Annotated in this window: 14 protein-coding genes; 3 read left to right on the top strand and 11 right to left on the bottom strand. The window is 77.1% G+C overall.

Annotation, left to right across the window (positions count from 1 at the left end):
* Positions 1–18: 18 nt before the first annotated feature.
* The gene (locus tag EAH89_RS00620) at positions 19–1,122 is read right to left on the bottom strand and encodes an NAD(P)/FAD-dependent oxidoreductase (RefSeq protein WP_140880832.1); all 1,104 of its coding nucleotides are present in this window, start codon (positions 1,120–1,122) and stop codon (positions 19–21) included.
* 53 nt (positions 1,123–1,175) lie between these two features.
* Here EAH89_RS00620 and EAH89_RS00615 point away from each other — a divergent pair, with 53 nt between their 5' ends.
* Positions 1,176–1,895 carry a glycosyltransferase gene (locus tag EAH89_RS00615; RefSeq protein WP_140880831.1) on the top strand — a complete coding sequence of 240 codons (720 nt, stop codon included), beginning with the start codon at positions 1,176–1,178 and terminating at the stop codon, positions 1,893–1,895.
* A complete protein-coding gene (locus EAH89_RS00610; RefSeq protein WP_140880830.1) occupies positions 1,892–2,569 on the top strand; it encodes a TIGR04282 family arsenosugar biosynthesis glycosyltransferase in 678 nt (225 codons plus the stop codon). The genes EAH89_RS00615 and EAH89_RS00610 overlap by 4 nt, the downstream gene beginning before the upstream one ends.
* Here the strand turns inward: EAH89_RS00610 and EAH89_RS00605 are convergent.
* From EAH89_RS00605 to EAH89_RS00590, 4 genes are all read right to left on the bottom strand, one after another.
* The gene (locus tag EAH89_RS00605; RefSeq protein ID WP_194152286.1) at positions 2,556–3,197 is read right to left on the bottom strand and encodes a LutC/YkgG family protein; all 642 of its coding nucleotides are present in this window, start codon (positions 3,195–3,197) and stop codon (positions 2,556–2,558) included. The genes EAH89_RS00610 and EAH89_RS00605 overlap by 14 nt on opposite strands.
* Positions 3,194–4,600, bottom strand: a complete 1,407-nt coding sequence (locus EAH89_RS00600; RefSeq protein ID WP_140880829.1) for a lactate utilization protein B — start codon at positions 4,598–4,600, stop codon at positions 3,194–3,196. The genes EAH89_RS00605 and EAH89_RS00600 overlap by 4 nt, the downstream gene beginning before the upstream one ends.
* The gene (locus EAH89_RS00595) at positions 4,597–5,376 is read right to left on the bottom strand and encodes a (Fe-S)-binding protein (RefSeq protein WP_140880828.1); all 780 of its coding nucleotides are present in this window, start codon (positions 5,374–5,376) and stop codon (positions 4,597–4,599) included. Before EAH89_RS00595 ends, EAH89_RS00600 begins: the two co-directional genes overlap by 4 nt.
* Before the next feature lie 66 nt (positions 5,377–5,442).
* Positions 5,443–7,110, bottom strand: coding sequence for an L-lactate permease (locus EAH89_RS00590; RefSeq protein WP_140880827.1), 1,668 nt, complete (start codon positions 7,108–7,110; stop codon positions 5,443–5,445).
* A 313-nt stretch (positions 7,111–7,423) separates the two neighbouring features.
* Between EAH89_RS00590 and EAH89_RS00585 the strand changes: the two genes are divergently transcribed.
* On the top strand, positions 7,424–8,212 hold the full coding sequence (locus tag EAH89_RS00585; RefSeq protein WP_140880826.1) for an FCD domain-containing protein: 789 nt from the start codon (positions 7,424–7,426) through the stop codon (positions 8,210–8,212).
* Positions 8,213–8,219: 7 nt separating this feature from the next.
* Here EAH89_RS00585 and EAH89_RS00580 read toward each other — a convergent pair whose 3' ends face one another.
* From EAH89_RS00580 to EAH89_RS00555, 6 genes are all read right to left on the bottom strand, one after another.
* Complete coding sequence (locus EAH89_RS00580; protein WP_140880825.1) at positions 8,220–11,696, bottom strand: AAA family ATPase; 3,477 nt, start codon at positions 11,694–11,696, stop codon at positions 8,220–8,222.
* A 10-nt stretch (positions 11,697–11,706) separates the two neighbouring features.
* On the bottom strand, positions 11,707–12,981 hold the full coding sequence (locus tag EAH89_RS00575; protein WP_140880824.1) for a metallophosphoesterase family protein: 1,275 nt from the start codon (positions 12,979–12,981) through the stop codon (positions 11,707–11,709).
* Between the two features lie 115 nt (positions 12,982–13,096).
* On the bottom strand, positions 13,097–14,218 hold the full coding sequence (locus EAH89_RS00570) for a glycosyltransferase family 4 protein (RefSeq protein ID WP_161993443.1): 1,122 nt from the start codon (positions 14,216–14,218) through the stop codon (positions 13,097–13,099).
* Positions 14,215–15,393, bottom strand: a complete 1,179-nt coding sequence (locus EAH89_RS00565) for a glycosyltransferase family 4 protein (protein WP_241666780.1) — start codon at positions 15,391–15,393, stop codon at positions 14,215–14,217. Before EAH89_RS00565 ends, EAH89_RS00570 begins: the two co-directional genes overlap by 4 nt.
* On the bottom strand, positions 15,390–16,511 hold the full coding sequence (locus EAH89_RS00560; RefSeq protein ID WP_140880822.1) for a GNAT family N-acetyltransferase: 1,122 nt from the start codon (positions 16,509–16,511) through the stop codon (positions 15,390–15,392). Before EAH89_RS00560 ends, EAH89_RS00565 begins: the two co-directional genes overlap by 4 nt.
* A gap of 15 nt (positions 16,512–16,526) precedes the next feature.
* The gene (locus EAH89_RS00555; protein WP_140880821.1) at positions 16,527–17,264 is read right to left on the bottom strand and encodes a YdcF family protein; all 738 of its coding nucleotides are present in this window, start codon (positions 17,262–17,264) and stop codon (positions 16,527–16,529) included.
* Between the last annotated feature and the right edge of the window lie 44 nt (positions 17,265–17,308).

Genomic DNA, 17,308 nt, shown 5'->3' with positions numbered 1-17,308 from the left:
GCGCAGCCCCGGCCGGGGCTACGGCCCCAGGCCCGCGAGGAAGCGCCGGTCGAGCCAGTCCTTCCAGCGGAGCGCGAGGCGCCCCCGGGCGTGGAGCGGGCCGTAGCTGGCGAATCCGGTGCCGTCGCCGAGGTTCATGATCCAGAGGTAGCGCGCCCGCGGCCGGAAGCGGCGGGGGGCGCCGCCCTCCACCGCCGCCAGGAGGTTGTGCCGCAGCACGGGCGCCTGCCGCACGGCGAAGACCCCCGCCCGCGGCAGCGCGTGCCCCTCGAACGCCACGCAGTCCCCCGCGCCGTGAACGCGCGGATCGGCGGGGGAGCGGAGACGGGCGTCGACGGCCAGCGCGCCGTCTGCCGCCAGCGGCAGCCCGAGTTCCGCGAGGACCGGCGGCGGGCGGAGCCCGGTCGCGACCGCCAGCAGGTCGAAGGGGAGGGGACCGGCCGTGGTCTCCACGTGGTCGGCCCGGACGGCGGTGGCGCGACCCGACGCGAGCGCGACGCCGCGGGCCCGGAGGCTCCGCAGCAGCGGCCCCGCCGCGGAGTCCGGCACGCCCCTCAGCGGCGGCCCCTCGCCGGCGAGGATCGTGACGCGCGCCCGCCCGCCGCGCCGCGCGGCGAGCCCCGCGACGCTGGCCGCCAGCTCCACCCCCGTGATCCCGACCCCCGCCACGACCACCTTCGCCGCCCGGCCCGCTGCGAAGCGCGCCTCCAACGCCTGGCGGAGCGCCCAGAGGTTGGCGATCGGCTTGACCGGGAAGACACGATCCGGCAGCGCCTCCGCCCCCGGCAGCGGCGCCGTCTCGCTGCCGAGGGCCAGCGAAAGCGCGTCGTAGGGCAGGGCGGTGCCGTCCTCCAGGCGGACGAGGCGCGCGGCGCGGTCCAGCCCGGCCACCCGCCCCCGGTGGAAGGCGGCGCCGGCGCGGGCGGCCAGGGCGGCGACGTCCACCTGGTCCTCCTCCGGCGCGCGCTCGCCGTTCAGCACGCCCGTCGCCAGGCCGGAGTACCAGAACGGGCCGGGCGCCACGATCGCCAGCGCGTGGCCCCGCCGCCGGATCGCCGCCGCGCGCCGCAGGAGAAGCAGATGCGCGTGCCCGGCGCCGAGCAGCAGGATGCGCCCGCCCATGGAGGAATCCTCAAGCCGGTCCGTCCGGCGCTATAAGCCCGGCCCTATAAGCCATGCGGGCGGATGCCCGAAGCCGGCCAAGGAGCGCAGGACTGGAAACGACCGAGCCGCTTCTCTCCGTCATCGTGCCGCTGGCGCCCGGAGAGACGGAGGAGGGGCCCCTCCTCGCGGCCCTGCACGCCCTGCCGCCCGGCAGCGAGGTCATCCTTGCCTGCGCCGACGCCCGGCCCCGCGCGGCGCCGGCCGGGTGGCCCGCCGCCACCGCCTTCCGCCAGGTGGAGGCGCCCCGCGGGAGGGCACGGCAGATGAACGCCGCCGCCCGTGCCGCGCGGGGCCGCTGGCTCTGGTTCCTGCACGCCGACAGCCGCCTCGCGCCGGACAGCCTGCCCGCGCTCCTCCGCTTCCTCGGCCGCGGGGAGGCGGCGATGGGCTGGTTCGACCTCGCCTTCCGGGACGGGCCGCGGCTCGCGCGGCTCAACGCCTGGGGGGCCAACCGCCGCTCCGCCCTGCTCGGCCTCCCCTTCGGCGACCAGGGCCTCGTTCTGCCGGCCGCCGACTTCGCGCGGCTCGGCGGCTACGACGAGGGCGCCGCCTACGGGGAGGACCACCTCCTCGTCTGGGCCGCGCGCCGGGGGCGGCTGCCGCTGCGGCGCGTGGGCGCGGGCCTCTCGACCTCCGCTCGGAAATACGCGCAGCACGGCTGGGGGGCGACGACCTGGCTGCACTGGCGGCTCACCCTCGCCCAGGCCTGGGGGGAGTGGCGCCGGGGATGACGACGGGCCTCGCCATCTTCGTGAAGACGCCCGGCCTCTCGCCGGTGAAGACCCGCCTCGGCGCCGAGATCGGGACGGAGGCCGCCGTGACCTTCCACCGGATGGCGGCGGAGGCCGTGGCCGGCGTCGCCCGGGCAGCGGGGGCCGCGCTGGCGCCGGCCTGGGCGGTGGCGGAGCCCGAGGCGATCGGCCACCCGGCCTGGGCCGGGCTGCCCTGCCTCCTGCAGGGCGAGGGCGGGCTCGGGGAGAGGATGGCGCGGGTCTACGCCGCGCTGCTCGCCCGGCACGGCTCGGCGATCCTCGTCGGCGCGGATTCGCCGCAGATGACGCCCGCCCTTCTCGCGGAGGCCGCGGCGGCGGTCTCGGCCGGGGGCGAGCCCTATGCGATCGGCCCCTCGGAGGACGGCGGCTTCTGGCTCTTCGGCGGGCGCGCGGCGGTGCCGGAGGCGGTCTGGACCGACGTCGCCTACTCGCGGGACGACACGGCGGAGCGGTTCCTGGCCGCGCTCGGCGCGCCCGTCGCGCGGCTGCCGCGCCTCTTCGACGCCGACACGGCGGCCGAGCTGGCCGCCGTGCGCGACGCCCTGGCCGCGCTCGACGCCCCCGTGCCGGAGCAGGCGGCGCTCCTCCGCTGGCTGCGCGGCCTGCCGCTCCGCCCGGTCAGGGCCCGATGAGCAGGATGTGGAGGAAGCGCGGCCCGTGGGCGCCGCGGACGTAGCTTCCCTCGATGTCCGTCGTGCCGCTGGCGCCCGTGATCAGGTTGAGGTTGCGCGGGGCGGCGCCCATCACCGCCGCGTGGTCCTCGAGATAGGGCAGGATGTCCCCCGCCGCGACGGCCACGAGGTGGTGCAGGGGCAGGAAGTGGTTCAGCACCGCCGTCTCCGGCCCGGACTCGAAGACGAGCGAGCCCGTCTCCGCGATGCCCCAGCGCGCGCGGCCCAGCGCCACCGCCTCGTCCGGCAGCGCCGTCTCGCGGACCGCGAAGCCCGTCCAGTCGAGCGCGCGGAGCACCGGGTCGGGCTGGACCGTGATCTCGGGGGCGAGCCCCTGCGCCGCGAGGTAGCGCCCGACCGCCGCGGGAAGCCCGGCCAGCGCGCCGATGCGGTCGAGCGTCGCGTTCACCTTCGGCGAGACGACGCGGGCGGCGAAGGCCTCCACCGGGTCCTCCGCGGCCAGGGCGGGGCGGATCAGCGCGGGATCGGCGAGCAGCGCCGCCGCCTCCGCCGCGATCGCCGCGCGGTCCGGCCGGTGCGGCCCGAGCGCCGCCCGGAGCATGCCGAGGATGGTGTCGCGCGCGCTCACCGGCCCGTCTTCCTGTCCCGCAGCTGCTCCATGAAGGTGCGGCCGGCGGGGGCCGGGAGGTCGCGGTAATCCGTCCAGCCGCCCGCGCCGGGCATCCCGGCGATCCATCCGCGGCGGCCGAAGAGGCGCATGGCGCGCACGGCGGCCGCCGTCGCCAGCCGGTAGAGCCGGGGCCGCTCCGCCACGAAGCGCCAGGCCCACAGCCCCGCGCGGACGGAGCCGGGCACCAGCCCCTCCTTCCAGCTCGTGTCCCGCCAGCCCCGCAGGAGGGTGGGCAGGGGGATGCCGACGGGGCAGACCTCCTGGCAGCGGCCGTTCAGCGTGCAGGCGTGCGGAAGGTCGCGCGTCTTCTCGACCCCCTCCAACGCGGGGGTGAGGACGGCGCCCATCGGCCCCGGGTAGGTCGCGCCGTAGGCGTGGCCGCCGATCTGCCGGTAGACGACGCAATGGTTCATGCAGGCGCCGCAGCGGATGCAGCGGAGCATGTCCCGCAGCCCCGTGGCCAGCATGCGGCTGCGCCCGTTGTCCACGAGGACGATGTGGAACTCCTCCGGTCCGTCGCGGTCGCCCGCGCGCTTCGGGCCGGTGTGGAAGGTGGTGTACTGCGTGATGTCCGCGCCCGTCGCGGAGCGCACGAGCAGGCGCAGCAGCGCGTAGGCGTGGGGGAGCGAGGGCACTAGCTTCTCGATGCCCGCCGTCACGATGTGCATCCGGGGCGGCGTGGTCGTCAGCTCCGCGTTGCCCTCGTTCGTCACGGTGCAGACGCCGCCCGTGTCCGCGAGGAGGAAGTTCGCGCCGGAGATGCCGACATCGGCGCCGAGGAAGAGGCTCCGGAGCTGCCGGCGCGCGCTCTCGACCATGGCCGGCACGTCCTCGCTGTCCTGCGGGCGGCCATGGGCGACGCGGAACAGCTCGGCCACCTCCTCCCGCGTCTTGTGCAGCGCGGGCCAGACGATGTGGGACGGCGCCTCCTTCGCGAGCTGGATGATGTGCTCGGCGAGGTCCGTCTCGACGCGCTCGATATCCGCGGCCTCGAGCGCGTGCGGCAGGCCGATCTCCTCGCCGAGCATGGACTTCGCCCGGGTCACGTGGCGCGCGCCCGCCTGGCGGCAGAGGCCGACGACGATGCCGCAGGCCTCCTCGGCGGTGGCGGCCCAGTGGACCACCGCGCCGCTGGCCACCGCGTTGCGCTCGAACTCCTCGAGGTAGTGGTCGAGATTCGCGACGACGTGGTCCTTGATGGCCGTGCCGCGCGCGCGCGCCGCCTCGAACTGCGGGTAGTCCATCAGCGCCAGGCGGCGCTTGGTCTCGGCCGTCATCGTCGTGCGGTCGATCGCGGTCTTGAGCCGGCGGTCCGCGATGGCGCGGCCGGTCACGCCCTTGAAGGAGAGGTCGACCTTCATGCCCCGTCCTCCTCCCCGATGGCGGGGCCGTCGCCCATCCCCGCCAGGATCTCGGCCGCGTGGAAGGCGCGCACCGTCGTGCCACGGCGGTGCATGGCGCCCGCCATGTTCATGAGGCAGCCGAGGTCGCCGCCCAGCAGCAGCCCGGCGCCCGTCGCCTCGATGGCGGCGGCCTTCTCGCCGACGATGGCGTTGGAGATGGAGGGGTACTTCACGCAGAAGGTGCCGCCGAAGCCGCAGCAGACGTCGTTGCCCGCGAGCGGCCGCATCTCCAGCCCCTCCACCGCGCCGAGCAGGGCGCGGGGCTGCGCCTGCACGCCGAGCTCACGCAGGCCCGAGCAGCTGTCGTGGTAGGTGGCGGTGGCCGGGAGGGCGACGCCGGAGGGCCGCCAGCCCCGAACATCCGCGAGAAAGCTCAGCAGCTCGTGCGTGCGCCCGGCGAGCTCGGCCGCCCGCGGTGCCCACTCGGCGTCGCCCTCCAGCGCCTCGGGGTAATGGGCGCACACCATGGCGGCGCAGGAGCCGGAGGGGGCGACGACATAGTCGTAACCCTCGAAGGCCGCGATCATCCGGCGCGCGAGGGCCGCGGCGCCGGCGCGGTCGCCGCTGTTGAAGGAGGGTTGGCCGCAGCAGGTCTGCGCCTCCGGCACCTCGACGCGGCACCCGGCGGCCTCCAGCAGGTCGAGGGCGGCGAAGCCGAGGCGCGGGCGGATCGTGTCCGCCAGGCAGGTGACGAAGAGGGCGACGCGCGGGCTTGCGGTAGGGTCGCCGGCCATGGACCTCTCCTTCTCAAATGGCGGAGGGCGCCGCGCGGGTGATGGCCCGCGCGGCGCCGGCTGCCCTCAGAACACCATGAGGGTGAAGGGCCAGACATAGGCCTGGAGCATCACGAGCAGCCCCACCAGGACCGCCAGCACGACCGAGTGGACGAAGACGTAGCGCAGGATGTCGCCCTCGTGCCCGTACCACTTGGTGGCGGTGGAGGCGACGACGATGGACTGCGCGTCGATCATCTTGCCCATGACGCCGCCCGAGGAGTTGGAGGCGGCCATCAGCAGCGGCGAGAGGCCGAGCTGCTGCGCCGTCACCTTCTGCAGCCCACCGAAGAGCACGTTTGACGCCGTGTCCGACCCGGTGAGCGCGACGCCGAGCCAGCCGAGCATCGTGCCGAAGAGCGGGTAGATCCAGCCGGTCTGCGCGAAGGCGATGCCGAGCGTCGCGTCCGTGCCGGAGTAGCGCGTGACGAAGCCCAGCGCGAGCATGGCCGCGATGGTCATCAGCGAGTAGCGGATCGCGTAGAAGGTGCGCCCGTACTCCTTGATCAGCCCGAGCGGCGAGAAGCCCATCAGGAAGCCCGAGACGATGGACGCCAGCAGGATGCTCGTGCCGGTCATGGACATGATGTTGAAGGCGAAGACCGCGGGCTCGGGATGCGGCGCGGGCACGACCGGCGGCGCCTTCAGCACGAGGTTGTGCAGCCCCGGCACCGGCAGGCGGTAGATCCACAGCCCGTCGAGCCAGGCCTTCACCTGCGGCACGCCCCAGGCGAAGACGCAGACCGAGAGGATGATCCAGGGCAGCCAGGCCCGCAGAACCTGGCCGCTGGTGTAGGAGGGGCGCGCCACGGCGGCGCCGACCGACACCGCCGAGGAGGGCGGGACGTCGCTCCGGTCGCGGCTGACCGAGAGCCAGAGCTCCTTCGGGTGCCAGATCTTGAGGAAGCCGGCGAGGCAGGCCATCGAGCAGATGGCCGCGACCACGTCCACCAGCCAGGGCCCGTGGAAGTTGGAGACGAGGTACTGCGGCAGCGCGAAGGCGAAGCCCGAGACGAGCAGCGCCGGCCAGACCTGCACCATGCCGCGCCAGCCCGCGAAGGCGGCGATGAGCCAGAAGGGCACGATCAGCGAGAAGACCGGAAGCTGGCGCCCGATCATGCCGGAGAGCTGCAGCAGGTCGAGCCCGGTGACGGCCGCGAGCGCGATGACCGGCGTGCCGAGCGCGCCGTAGGCCACCGGCGCGGTGTTGGCGATGAGCGAGAGGCCGGAGGCCGCCAGCGGCGCGAAGCCGAGGCCGATCAGCATCGCCCCGGTGACCGCGACGGGCGTGCCGAAGCCGGCCGCGCCCTCGAAGAAGGCGCCGAAGGAGAAGGCGATGAAGAGGAGCTGCAGCCGCCGGTCGCTCGTCAGCCCCGCGATGCTGTCCCGCAGGATGTCGAACTGCCCCGTCGCGTCGGTGAGGCGGTAGAGGAAGATGACGTTGAGGATGATCCAGCCGATCGGCATCAGCCCGTAGGCCGCGCCGTAGACCGCGGTCGCGCCGGCCATGCCGGCCGGCATGCCGAAGCCGAGGATGGCGACGACGACGGCCGTCAGCAGGCCGAGCCCGGCCGCGACATGCGCGCTCATGTGCAGCAGCCCGATCCCGCCCAGCAGGACGACGATCGGGATCGCCCCCAGCAAGGTGGAGAGCCACATGTTGTTCATGGGGTCGTAGATCTGCGACCAGACCATGGGACGTTTCCTCCTCTCGTGAGGTTCGGCGGGACGGCACGGGAACGCGGCTCGCCGCGCGCACGCGGCGAGGAAGGCGGGAGCCGGGGCGGCGGAGCTTGGGCGCCGGTCCGGTCCCCCAGAAGGTCGCCCCGCCCGGGGCAGGCCGCCTTCAAGGGGCGGTCACGGTTTCTTCAAACCTTGCGAGACTGGTAATTTGAATTGACCAAGGGGGTCAAGTTGGAAAATTAGGTTTCTCAGCAATGCCGCAACGAGGAACCATGCCGCGACGGCAGGGCTACGCACCCGAGTCCGCGCCCAAGCCGAGGAGCTCATGCCGAACGACACAACCCGACCGGGCCGCGCCGCCGACGCCGTGGCCCGGCACATCGAGGGGCTCATCCTCGAGGGCTCGCTCCGCCCGGGCGAGCGGCTCCTGCCCGAGCGCGAGATGGCCGAGCGCCTCGGCGTCTCCCGGCCGACCCTGCGGGACGGGGTGCGCGCGCTCGAGGAGAGGGGCCTGCTGCGGGGCGAGGCCGGCGGGGCGACCCATGTCGCGCCCATCGGCACCAGCATCACCGACCCGCTGCTGCCCCTCCTCGCCTCCCGCCTCGAGACCACCGACGACTACCTCGAGTTCCGCGCCCTCTCCGAGGGGCCGGCCGCCGCCCTGGCCGCGCGGCGCGCCACCCCGGTGGACTTGGCGGAGCTCGGGCGCTGCATGGCGCGCATCGACCGCGCCCACGGGCTGCAGGACCCGACGGAGGAGGCCGAGGCCGACGCCGACCTGCACGTCGCCATCTACGAGGCCACCCACAACGTCGTCCTGCTCCACGTCATGCGGGCGCTGTCGGGCATGCTGCGCGCCGGCGTCTTCTACAACCGCACGAAGCTCTACGCCCGCCCGGAGGTGCGCGAGCTGCTCCGTGGGCAGCACCGCGCGATCCACGACGCCATCGCTGCGCGCGATCCCGCGGCGGCGGAGGCGGCGGCGGCGGGGCATATCGGCTTCACCCACGCCGCCCTGCGCGAGATCCGCGAGGCCGAGGCGCGGCTCGAGGTCTCCATCCGCCGCGTGGGCGCCGGGCGGATCGGCGCCTCCGGCCGGGCGGGGGGCGGCTAGCCGGCCCTCAGGCCGGCGCGGCCTCCAGCCGCTGCAGGTGCAGGGCCCCGGCCGGCAGGCTGGCCCGCAGCACCTCCAGCAGGTGCTCGTGGTGGCTCAGCAGGATCACCTGTGCCGTGCCGCTCAGCCCCAGCAGCGCGCGGAAGGCGGCGCCCGCGCGCGCGTCGTCGAAGCTCTGGAGGATGTCGTCGCCGAGGAAGGGCAGCACCGTGCCGCCCGCCGCGTGGTCCTCGATCGCGACAAGGCGGAGCGCGAGGAAGAGCGCGTCCCGCGTCCCCTCCGAAAGCCCCTCCACGGTCGTCTCCTCCTCCGGGAAGTCGCGGGAGCGGAGGACCAGCCGCGCCGTGCCGCGCTCGTCCGGCTGCGAGGAGAGCCCCGTGTAGGCGCCGTTCGTCAGCCCCGCGAAGGCGGCGCCGATCCGCCGGAGCAGGGCGTCGTCCGTCCCCTCCTGCACGGCCTCCAGCGCGGCCCCGAGCAGACCGGCGGCCACCTGCATGAGCAGGGCGTCGTCGAGCGTCTGCCCGATCATCCCCGCGGCCGACGCCTCCTCCGCCGCGGCCCGCACGGCGAGGTCGTCCCCGGCCATCCGGCGCATGTCGAGCTCGAGCGACGTGGCCGCCGCCACCGCCTCCTGCGCCTCGGCCGCGTGGCGGCGCTGCGCCTCCCCCGCCTCGGCGAGGGCGGGCTCGAGCGCCTCGGGCGGCAGGGCCTCGACCTCGTCGCGCAAGGCCGCGAGCGGCAGGCCGTCCCCCGCCTCGGAAAGCTCGGCCTCCGCCGCCACCCGCAGCGCCTCCTGCCGCGCCCGCTCGGCGCCGAGCGCGAGGCGCTCCTCGGCCGCCTCCGCCGACGCCGCCCCGGCCGCGGCCACCACCTCGCGCAGCCCGGCCTCCGCCGCCGCCAGCGCGGCCTCGTGCCCGCGCAGCGCCTCCTCCTCCGCCGCGCGCTGGCGGAGCAGGGCGGCGCGGGCCTCGGCAAGCGCCGCATCCGCCCGGTAACGCCGGTCCAGCTTCCGGAGCCCGGCGACCGGGTCGTCCCCCGCGGGCAGGCCGAGCGCCTCCGCAAGCGCGGCGTGACCGGCCGCGAAGCGCGCCAGCAAGGCCTGGCCGTCCTCCACCGCCGCCTCCATCCGCCGCGCCTCGCGCAGCGCCTCCCCGAGCGCCTCGCGCAGGCCCAGCCGCTCGACCACCGCCTCCGGGGGGAGGCCGGGCGCCTCGCCCAGCCGCCCGAGCGCCGCCTCCCAGGCCTCGCCCCAGCGCGCCCGCTCCCCGAGGCCGGCCTCCCGCTCGCCCGCGATCTCGCGGAGGGCCTCGCGCGCGGCGCCGGCCGCCGCCCGGGCGCGCTGCCGCTCCCCCTCCACCGCCCGCTGCCCGCGGAGCGCCTCCTCGGCGCGGTCCAGCAGCGCGGCGAGGGCCAGCGCCGGGTCCAGGTCCAGCGCGTCGGCCAGCCGGGCGGCGTCGGCCGCGGCCCGCTCTTCCAGCTCGGCGAGGGCGGCGGCGAGGAGCGACCGAGCCTCGCGCGCGGCCAGCGCCTCGTCCCGCGCGGCGACGGCCTGCCTCGCCTCCGCGAGCGTCGCGCCGGCGTCGAGGCCCAGCGGCCGCACCGCGTCGCGCCAGGCCGAGCGGGCCTCCTCCCAGCCGGCCTCTGCCCCCTCCGCGGCGGCGCGGGCCTCCGCTAGCGCCGCCTCCTCCTCCGCCAGCGCCCGCAGCAGCGCCTCGGCCCGCGCGGCGCGCTCGGCGTCGGCCAGGCGCGCGTCGGCGAGGCGGTCGGCCTCGGCGACGGCCCCGGCATAGGCGAGGGCGATCGGGCGGTCGCCCGCAAAGGCGCGCTCCAGCACGGGCAGGGCCTCGCCGCCGAGGCGACGGAAGACCAGTGCCCAGCCCTCCTCCCGCCGCGCCCGGGCAGCGGCCAGGGCGTCGCGCGTGGGCGGCGCGCCGCCGGCCTCCAGCGCCGCCCGCTCCTCCCGCAGGGCCGCCAGCGCGGCCTCCGCGCGGCCGAGCGCCTCCCGCCGCCGGGCCAGCGCGGACCGCGCCTCCTCGAGCGCGGCCGAGAGGCGCTCCAGTGCGGGGAGCGGCGGGGCGGCGGGGTCGGGCCCGGCCGCCAGGCGCGCGAGGGCGCCGGCGAGCCGCGCCTCGGCCTCGGCAAGCCCGCGCCGGGCCGCGGCCAGGCGGGCGAGCGGGTCGCCGTCTCGCCGTAGGTCGCGGAGAAGCGCCTCGATCCGCTCGGAGTCGCCGGCGGGCGGGAGGGCGGCGAGGGCCCGCTCCGCCTCCGCCAGCCGCGCGGCCCCCTCCGCCTCCCGCCGCGGCAGGCTGGCCGAGGCGGAGAGCCGGGCCGCCTGCTCGGCCGCGAGCTGCCGGATCTCGGCGACCAGCGCCGCCGGCGGCACCAGCCCGGCCGGGTCGGCCTCGCCGCCGCCGAGCGCCGCCACCCCCTCGGCCACCCGCACCCGCGCCGCGGCGAGCGCGCGCCCGGCTTCGGGAAGCCCGTCCCGCGCCCTGGCCGCGGCCGCGGTGTCCGCGACTAGCGCCGCCAGCTCCTCCCCCCGGGCGAGGAGCGCGTCGTCGGTCGCGATGGCCGCGATGTCGGCGTCGAGGCGATCCAGGAAGCCGCGCGCCGTCTCCCGCGCGTGGGCCGCCCGCGCGACGGCGCCGCGCGCCTCCGGCAGGCGCCCGGTCAGGCCCGCGGGAAGCCGCGGCGCGCCCGGGTTCTCCGCGAGCCACCGCGCGGCCGCCGCGTGCCGGGCGAGGAGGGGGCGCACCCGGCGGGTCCGCTCCAGCCGCCGCAGCCGCTCCCCGGCCTCGCGCGCCGCGGCGTTGGCGGCCTCGCGCCGGGCCACGGCGTCCCGCAGGGCGCGCTCCTGCTCGTCCCATTGCTGCGGGCGGACGAGGCTCGCGTTGAGCTGCCGCCGGCTCTCCGACCAGCGCTCGAGCGCGAGGTAAAAGGGGCGCTGGGCGGTCTTGCGCGTGGGCGCGAGCCGGTCGCGCTCCTCCTCGAGGCTGCGGCGGAGCGCCGTCGCCTCCCGCAGCCCGCCCGCCGCGGCCAGCAGCGCGTCGGCCAGCGCCCCACCGGAGCTCAGCAGGTCGCGCCCACCCTGGCGCAGGCGCTCGGTATCGAGGGCGAAGAGCTGGACGAGCAGCCGCCCGTCCGCCCGCCCCGTCAGCTGCTCCATCCAGGCGGCGTCGAGCGGCGCCTCGTCCGGGCCGACGAGGGTGTTCTTCAGCCCCTTGCGCCGGGTGAAGGCGAAGGGCGTCCCGTCCGCCGCCAGGCCCTCGGCCGAGAGCTGCATCCCCGCGTAGCCGTGGCGGAACCCCATCGGCGTCTGCCCGCCGATCCCGAAGAGCAGCTCCCCGAGGGCCTGGCGCAGCACGGACTTCCCGGCCCCGTTCGGCGCGAGGACGAGGTTGATCCGCCCGGGCGCGGGGTCGAAGGCGAGGCGCGTCTCGGCGAAGCTGCCGTAGCGCCTCAGGGTGAGGCCGGTCAGGCGCAAGGCAGGTCCCTCAGCCCCCCGCCAGCCGGGCCAGCAGCAGGTCGCGTGCCCGCTGGAGCAGCTCGGGCGGCAGCCGCCCCTCGGCGGCGAGGACGGCGGGGTGGTCGGGTCCCAGCGCCTGGCGGAGCCGGCCCGCGCCGCGGTCGAGCATCGCGCTCGCGTAGGCCTGGGCCGCGGCGGCGGGGGCGGCGTCCGGGCTCTCCGCCAGGGCCTCGATCGCGCCTACCAGCCGGCCCACCACGTCGTCGCGCGCCCGCAGCACGCCGAGGTCGAGCATGGCGCGCGTGGCGACCCGCACCTCCTCGATCCAGAAGGCCCCGGCCTCCGCGACCTCCAGCCCGGCGGCGATCAGCTTCTGGCGGAGCGCGGCCGGGTCGCGCGCGAGGGCGGCATGGGCGGGGCAGGGGCCGTCGAGGCGGAGGCGGAGCGCGAGGAACCGCCCCTCCGCCCCGTCCACGGCCGTGCCGATCGCCCGGCGGCAGCGCTCGAGCACCGCCTCCTCGTCCGCGGCGCCCGCGCAGTCCACCGCCAGCGCGTGCCAGCGCACGACGTCAAGCGCCCGGTGCTCCACCCCCGCGACCCGGCCGTGGCGCACGGTGACGAGGCTCGCGCCCTTCGCGCCGGGCTCGTTGACGTGGCGGCCCTGGAGGTTGCCCGGGAAGACGATCCAGGGGTCCCGCAGCACCTCCTCCCGCGTGTGGATGTGGCCGAGCGCCCAGTAGTCGTAGCCGTGCGCGGCCAGCTGCTCGACCGTGCAGGGCGCGTAGGCGGCGTGGCCGGGGCGGCCGGTCGCGGCGGTGTGGAGAAGGCCGATGTTGAAGCGGTTGGCGAGCGGCGCGGGATAGGCCTGGGCGAGGTTGCTCTGCACGTCCCGCGTCTCGAAGCTCTGGCCGTGGAGGACGACCGCGAGCTCCGGCCACTCCACCGTGTCCGGCCGGTCCGCGCGCAGGAGGGTCGCGCCGTCCGGCAGGCGGAGGCTGCGGGTGAGGACGCTCTCCGCGTCGTGGTTGCCGCGGATGGCGACGACCCGGATCCCCGCGCGCGTCAGCCGCGCGAAACCCGCGACGAGCACCTGGCCCGTCCGGAAGTCCGGCCAGTCGCCGTCGTAGAGGTCGCCGGCGACGACGACGAAATCCACGGCCTCGGCGATGGCGAGGTCGACGAGGTTGTCGAGCGCGTCCCGCGTCGCGCGCCGGATGCGGTCCGCGGGCGCGTCGCCGGCGAGGCCGCGGAGCGGGCTGTCGAGGTGAAGGTCGGCGGCGTGGAGGAAGCGGAAGCTGGTCACGGCGCGCCTGTGCTGCGGGGCCGCCCGGCGGCGCGGGCGCCGGCCGGGATGGCTCGAAGCCCCCCTGTTTAATCCATCGCGCCCGCGCCGCCAGGGGCTTCGGGCGGGCGCGGGGTCAGCGGGGGTCGAAGAGGGCCGCGTAGGCCTGGAACATCGTCTCCTGGTCGTAGCGCGCCTCGGCCCGCGCCCGGTTGGCGCGGCCCAGGCGGTCGCGCAGCGCGGCGTCGAGCAGCAGCGGCCGGAGCGCCGCGGCCATGCCCTCCGGCGTCCCCGTGGCGGCGACGAGGTGCGGCCGGTTCTCGGGCGCGAGCATCACGCCGACATCGCCCACGTCGGTCGAGGCGACCGGCAGGCCCGTGGCCATCGCCTCGAGGATCGAGAAGGGCATCTGCTCCGTCGTGGAGGAGAGGGCGAAGACGTCGAGCGCCCGGTAGGCCGAGGCCGGGTCCGGGATCGCGCCCGCGAAGAGGACCGAGCCTTCGATGCCGAGCTCCCGCGCGAGCGCCTCGAGCGAGGCGCGCTCCTCGCCGTCGCCGATGACCGCGAGGCGGAGCAGCGTGCCCTCGCGGAGGAGCACGGCGGCGGCGCGGATCAGCAGCGCGATGTTCTTCTCCGCCCGCAGCGCCGCGACCGTGCCGACGAGCGGCCCCTCGCCCGGCGCCGGCGGCAGCGCGGCGGGGCCGTCCGGCCGGAAGCGCCCGATGTCGAGCCCGTTGGGGATGTGGTGCAGGCGCGCGGGCGGCAGGCGCCAGAGGTCGGTGGCCGAGCGCAGCAGGGTCTCGGAGGGCAGCACCACGGTGCTCCGCCGCAGCAGGACGCGCCGCGCGATGACGCGGCGCGGCTTCTGCCCGGTGCTCTCCTCGGGGCCGAAGCCGTCCTCGGTGTGGACGTGGCGAAGGCCCGGCACCAGCAGGCCGGCCATCACCCAGTCCATGCTGCCCCAGTTGCTCGTCACCAGGGTCGCGGGCCGCAGCCGGCGGAGCAGCGCCGCGATCTGCGCGATCCCCTTCAGCCCCGATCCCTTGGCGGCCGGCGAGGGAACCAGCTCCAGCGGCACCTCGGGCGCGAGGCGGGCCGCGCAGTCCGCGTGGCCGTCCAGCGAGACGACCGCGTGGCGCCAGCGCGGGCCGAAGCGGTTCGCGACCGCGCAGAAGCGCACCTGGGCGCCGCCGACCGCGAAGGTCGGGAAGACGTGCAGCAGCAGCGGCGCGTCCGGCGGCGCGGCGGTCCCGCTCACGCCGCGGAGGCCGGGGCGAAGCGGCCGGCCGCGCCCGTGCCCTTCGCGCGCAATTCCTCCGCCAGCGCCGCCACGCGCCGCGCGTTGCCGGTCCAGGTGAGGTCGCGCCGCAGCACCTCCGCCCGCGCCGCGGCGCCGAGGCGCGCGCGCAGCGCGGGATCGGCGGCCAAGCGCGCGATGGCCTCCCACAGGCTGCCCTCCCGCGCGGGGTCGAAGAGAAGGGCGGTCCGCCCGTCCTCCAGCACCTCGCGGAGGTTGGGCTGGTCGGGCGCCACGATCGCGCGGCCGGCCGCCATGTACTCGAAGACCTTCAGCGGGGAGGCATACGGCACCGCCGCGGGCTGGAGCGCGATGTCGAAGCCGGCCACGAGGCCGGGGATCGCCTCGTGGTCCACCACGCCGTCGAAGACGACGCGGTCGGCAATGCCGAGCGACGCCGCCTGCGCCTCGAGCCCCGGCCGCGCCGGGCCGTCGCCGACGACGCGGAGACGCAGCGCCTGCTCGCCCCTCCAGGTCGCGAGCGCGGCGACCACCTTGTCCATCCCGTGCCACTCCCGGATGAAGCCGACGAAGCCGAGGGTGAGCGGCCCGCCCTCCGGCCGCGGCGCGGGCTCGGGGTAGTGGGCGAGCTGGATGCCGTTGGGGATGACGGTGATCCGCTCCCGCGGCACGCCCTCCCGGGCGATGCGGTCGGCCAGCACCTCCGTCACCGGCAGCACGCGGTCGGCGGCGCGCCAGGTGTGGCGCTCGGCGGCGGCGGCGAGGCGGGCGAGGCGGAGGTTGCCGTGCCGCGCGCGCTCGTCGGCCAGCGGCGCGTTCACCTCGAGCAGGTAGGGCAGGCGGAGGCGCCGCGCGAGCATGGCGCCCGCCAGGAAGTAGAGGTTCGCGCGCTCGTAGATGACGTCCGGCCGGAACTCGGCCGCGGCCCGGGCGAGCTGGCGGTAGGCGGGGATGTTGTAGGCGAGCTCCGCCCCCTCCGCCGCCCAGCCCGGCAGCAGGCGGCGGGCGAGCCCCACGGCGCGGCTCTCCCCGCCCCAGCCGCCCTGGCCGTAGAAGGAGGGGCCGACGAGGCGCACCTCGTGGCCCTCCGCGCGCATGGCCGCGACCATCTCCTCGAGGTGGACGCCCTGGCCGTCGCGCGACCCGATCCGGTGGCTGTACAGAATTCTCATCATGCGCCTCGACGGCCCCAGGGCCGCGCCTCCCACCATTGCCTGCCGAGCCGCCGAGCCCGCCCCGCCGCCTGCCGGCCGATCGCCAGCAGCCCCGCGGGGTGGCGGGGATCGGCGATCACCAGGCCCAGCCGCTGCCGCCGGCGCCCGGCCCAGAGCCGCTTGTAGGGGTCGTCCCCGCGGCCGAAATCGACCTCGTGCACCGCGTCGTCGCCGTCGAGGATACCGGCCATCATCAGCGCGGTCAGCACCGTGCCCGGCGAGAGATCGCGCTGGGCCTCGTCATGCGCCAGCTTCAGCACCACGGCGCGGCCGCCGGAGACCACCCAGTACTGGGCGGCCATCGCCGCCTCGCCGTCCCGCGGCCGCAGCACGCCGAGCCGGAGCGCGCCCTCGGCCGCGAGCGCCCGCATGAGCGCGCCGTCGAAGCCGGGCGAGGGCTCGTGCGGCTTCCAGCTCCGCGCCCGCACGGACTCGTAGGCGGCGATGCCGGCCTCCAGCCGCGCGCCCGGCCGGTCGATCCACTCGAAGCGGGCGCGCCGGAGGCAGCGCGGTGTCTTGCGGCGGATGGTCGACTGCAGGGCGGAGGCCCGGTCCGACAGGTAGCCGTCCCAGCCGTCCTCGGGCGTCACCGGCTCGTGCCAGTTGCCGAAGTGATCGAACGCGAGCGGCACGAGCCCCGCGGCGCGAAGCCCCGCGGTGAGCGCCGCGAGCCAGCCCTCCTCGGCCGGCAGGCAGTCCAGCACCGCGGGCGGCCCGCCGCGCAGCGCCCGCCCGAGCTCCTCCCCGGCGGCGTGCATCGCGGCGGGGTCGTGCTCCCCCGCCGCGAGGGGTCGCCAGCCCAGCGAGTAGGGCGTGGTGAGGCTCCGGAGCGCGCCGCCCTGGCGCATCAGCGGCATCAGCACCGCGCCCCCGGCCCCCAGGGCCAGCACCGGCGCCGCGCCCGGCGGCAGGCCCGCGGTAAGGGTCGTGTCGTACCAGGCGCGGCCGCCGAGCGCGTCGCGCCGCGCGGGCGGCAGGTGACGGTCGCACCAGGGCGGGAGCGGGGCGCCGGGCGGCAGCGCCTCCAGCACGGCCGCGCCGGGACCGGCGCCCGGCGCCGGGAGAGAGGAAGGGTTCACGGAATCGCCCGCCCGTCAGTCGCGGATCGCATAGACGAGCCGCCCGGCCCATTCGCGCAGCGCGAACCAGCTCGCCGCAAGGTGGTCCGGGCGCGGCACCCAGTCGCCGGCCTGCCCGTCCGGGACGCGCTCCAGCCGCACGGGGGCGGGAAGCGGCACGAGCCCGGCGCGGCGGAAGGCCTCCACCGCCCGGGCCATGTGCCAGGCATGGGTGACCAGGAGGACGGTGCCGATCCCCTCCGGCCGCAGCAGGGCGGCGCTGAGAACGGCGTTGTCGCGCGTGTCCCGCGCGGCCGGCTCGACCCAGCGCGCGGGGGTGCCGAAATCCGTCCCGAGGCTCCGCGCCATGACGGTGCCGAGGGGCTCGGCGCCGGGCGAGTTCGGCCCGCCGGTCACGAGGAGCGGCAGCCCCGTCGCCCGGTGCAGGACGGCCCCCGCGCGCAGCCGCTCGAGCGTGAGCGCGCCGACATCCGTGCCGCCCCCCGGGCCCGGTCCGGTGCGGACGCCATCGCCGCCCAGGACCACGATCGCGCCCGGCGACGCGCCGGCCACCGGCGGCGGCACGGGCAGGGAGGCGAGCAGCATCCCCGCCGCGAAGGGGGTGGCGAGCAGGAGCTGCGCGCCGCCCGCCAGGACGGCGACGGCCAGCCCGCCCCGCGAGCCCCGCCAGGCGAGCCCCGCCCCGGCCATCTGCAGCAGGACGAGCAGCAGGGGCGGCAGGAGGAGCGCGGTCAGAACGGCCTGGAGCGTCATGCCCGGCCCATCAGGCGGGGCACGCCGCCGGGGCGTGTCGAAGG

The organism is Muricoccus nepalensis, assembly GCF_006438825.1.
GTDB classification, from domain to species: Bacteria; Pseudomonadota; Alphaproteobacteria; order Acetobacterales; family Acetobacteraceae; genus Roseomonas; species Roseomonas nepalensis.
The sequence above is the reverse complement of the archived record's forward strand: the minus strand, read 5'-3'. Positions and strand labels throughout refer to the sequence as shown.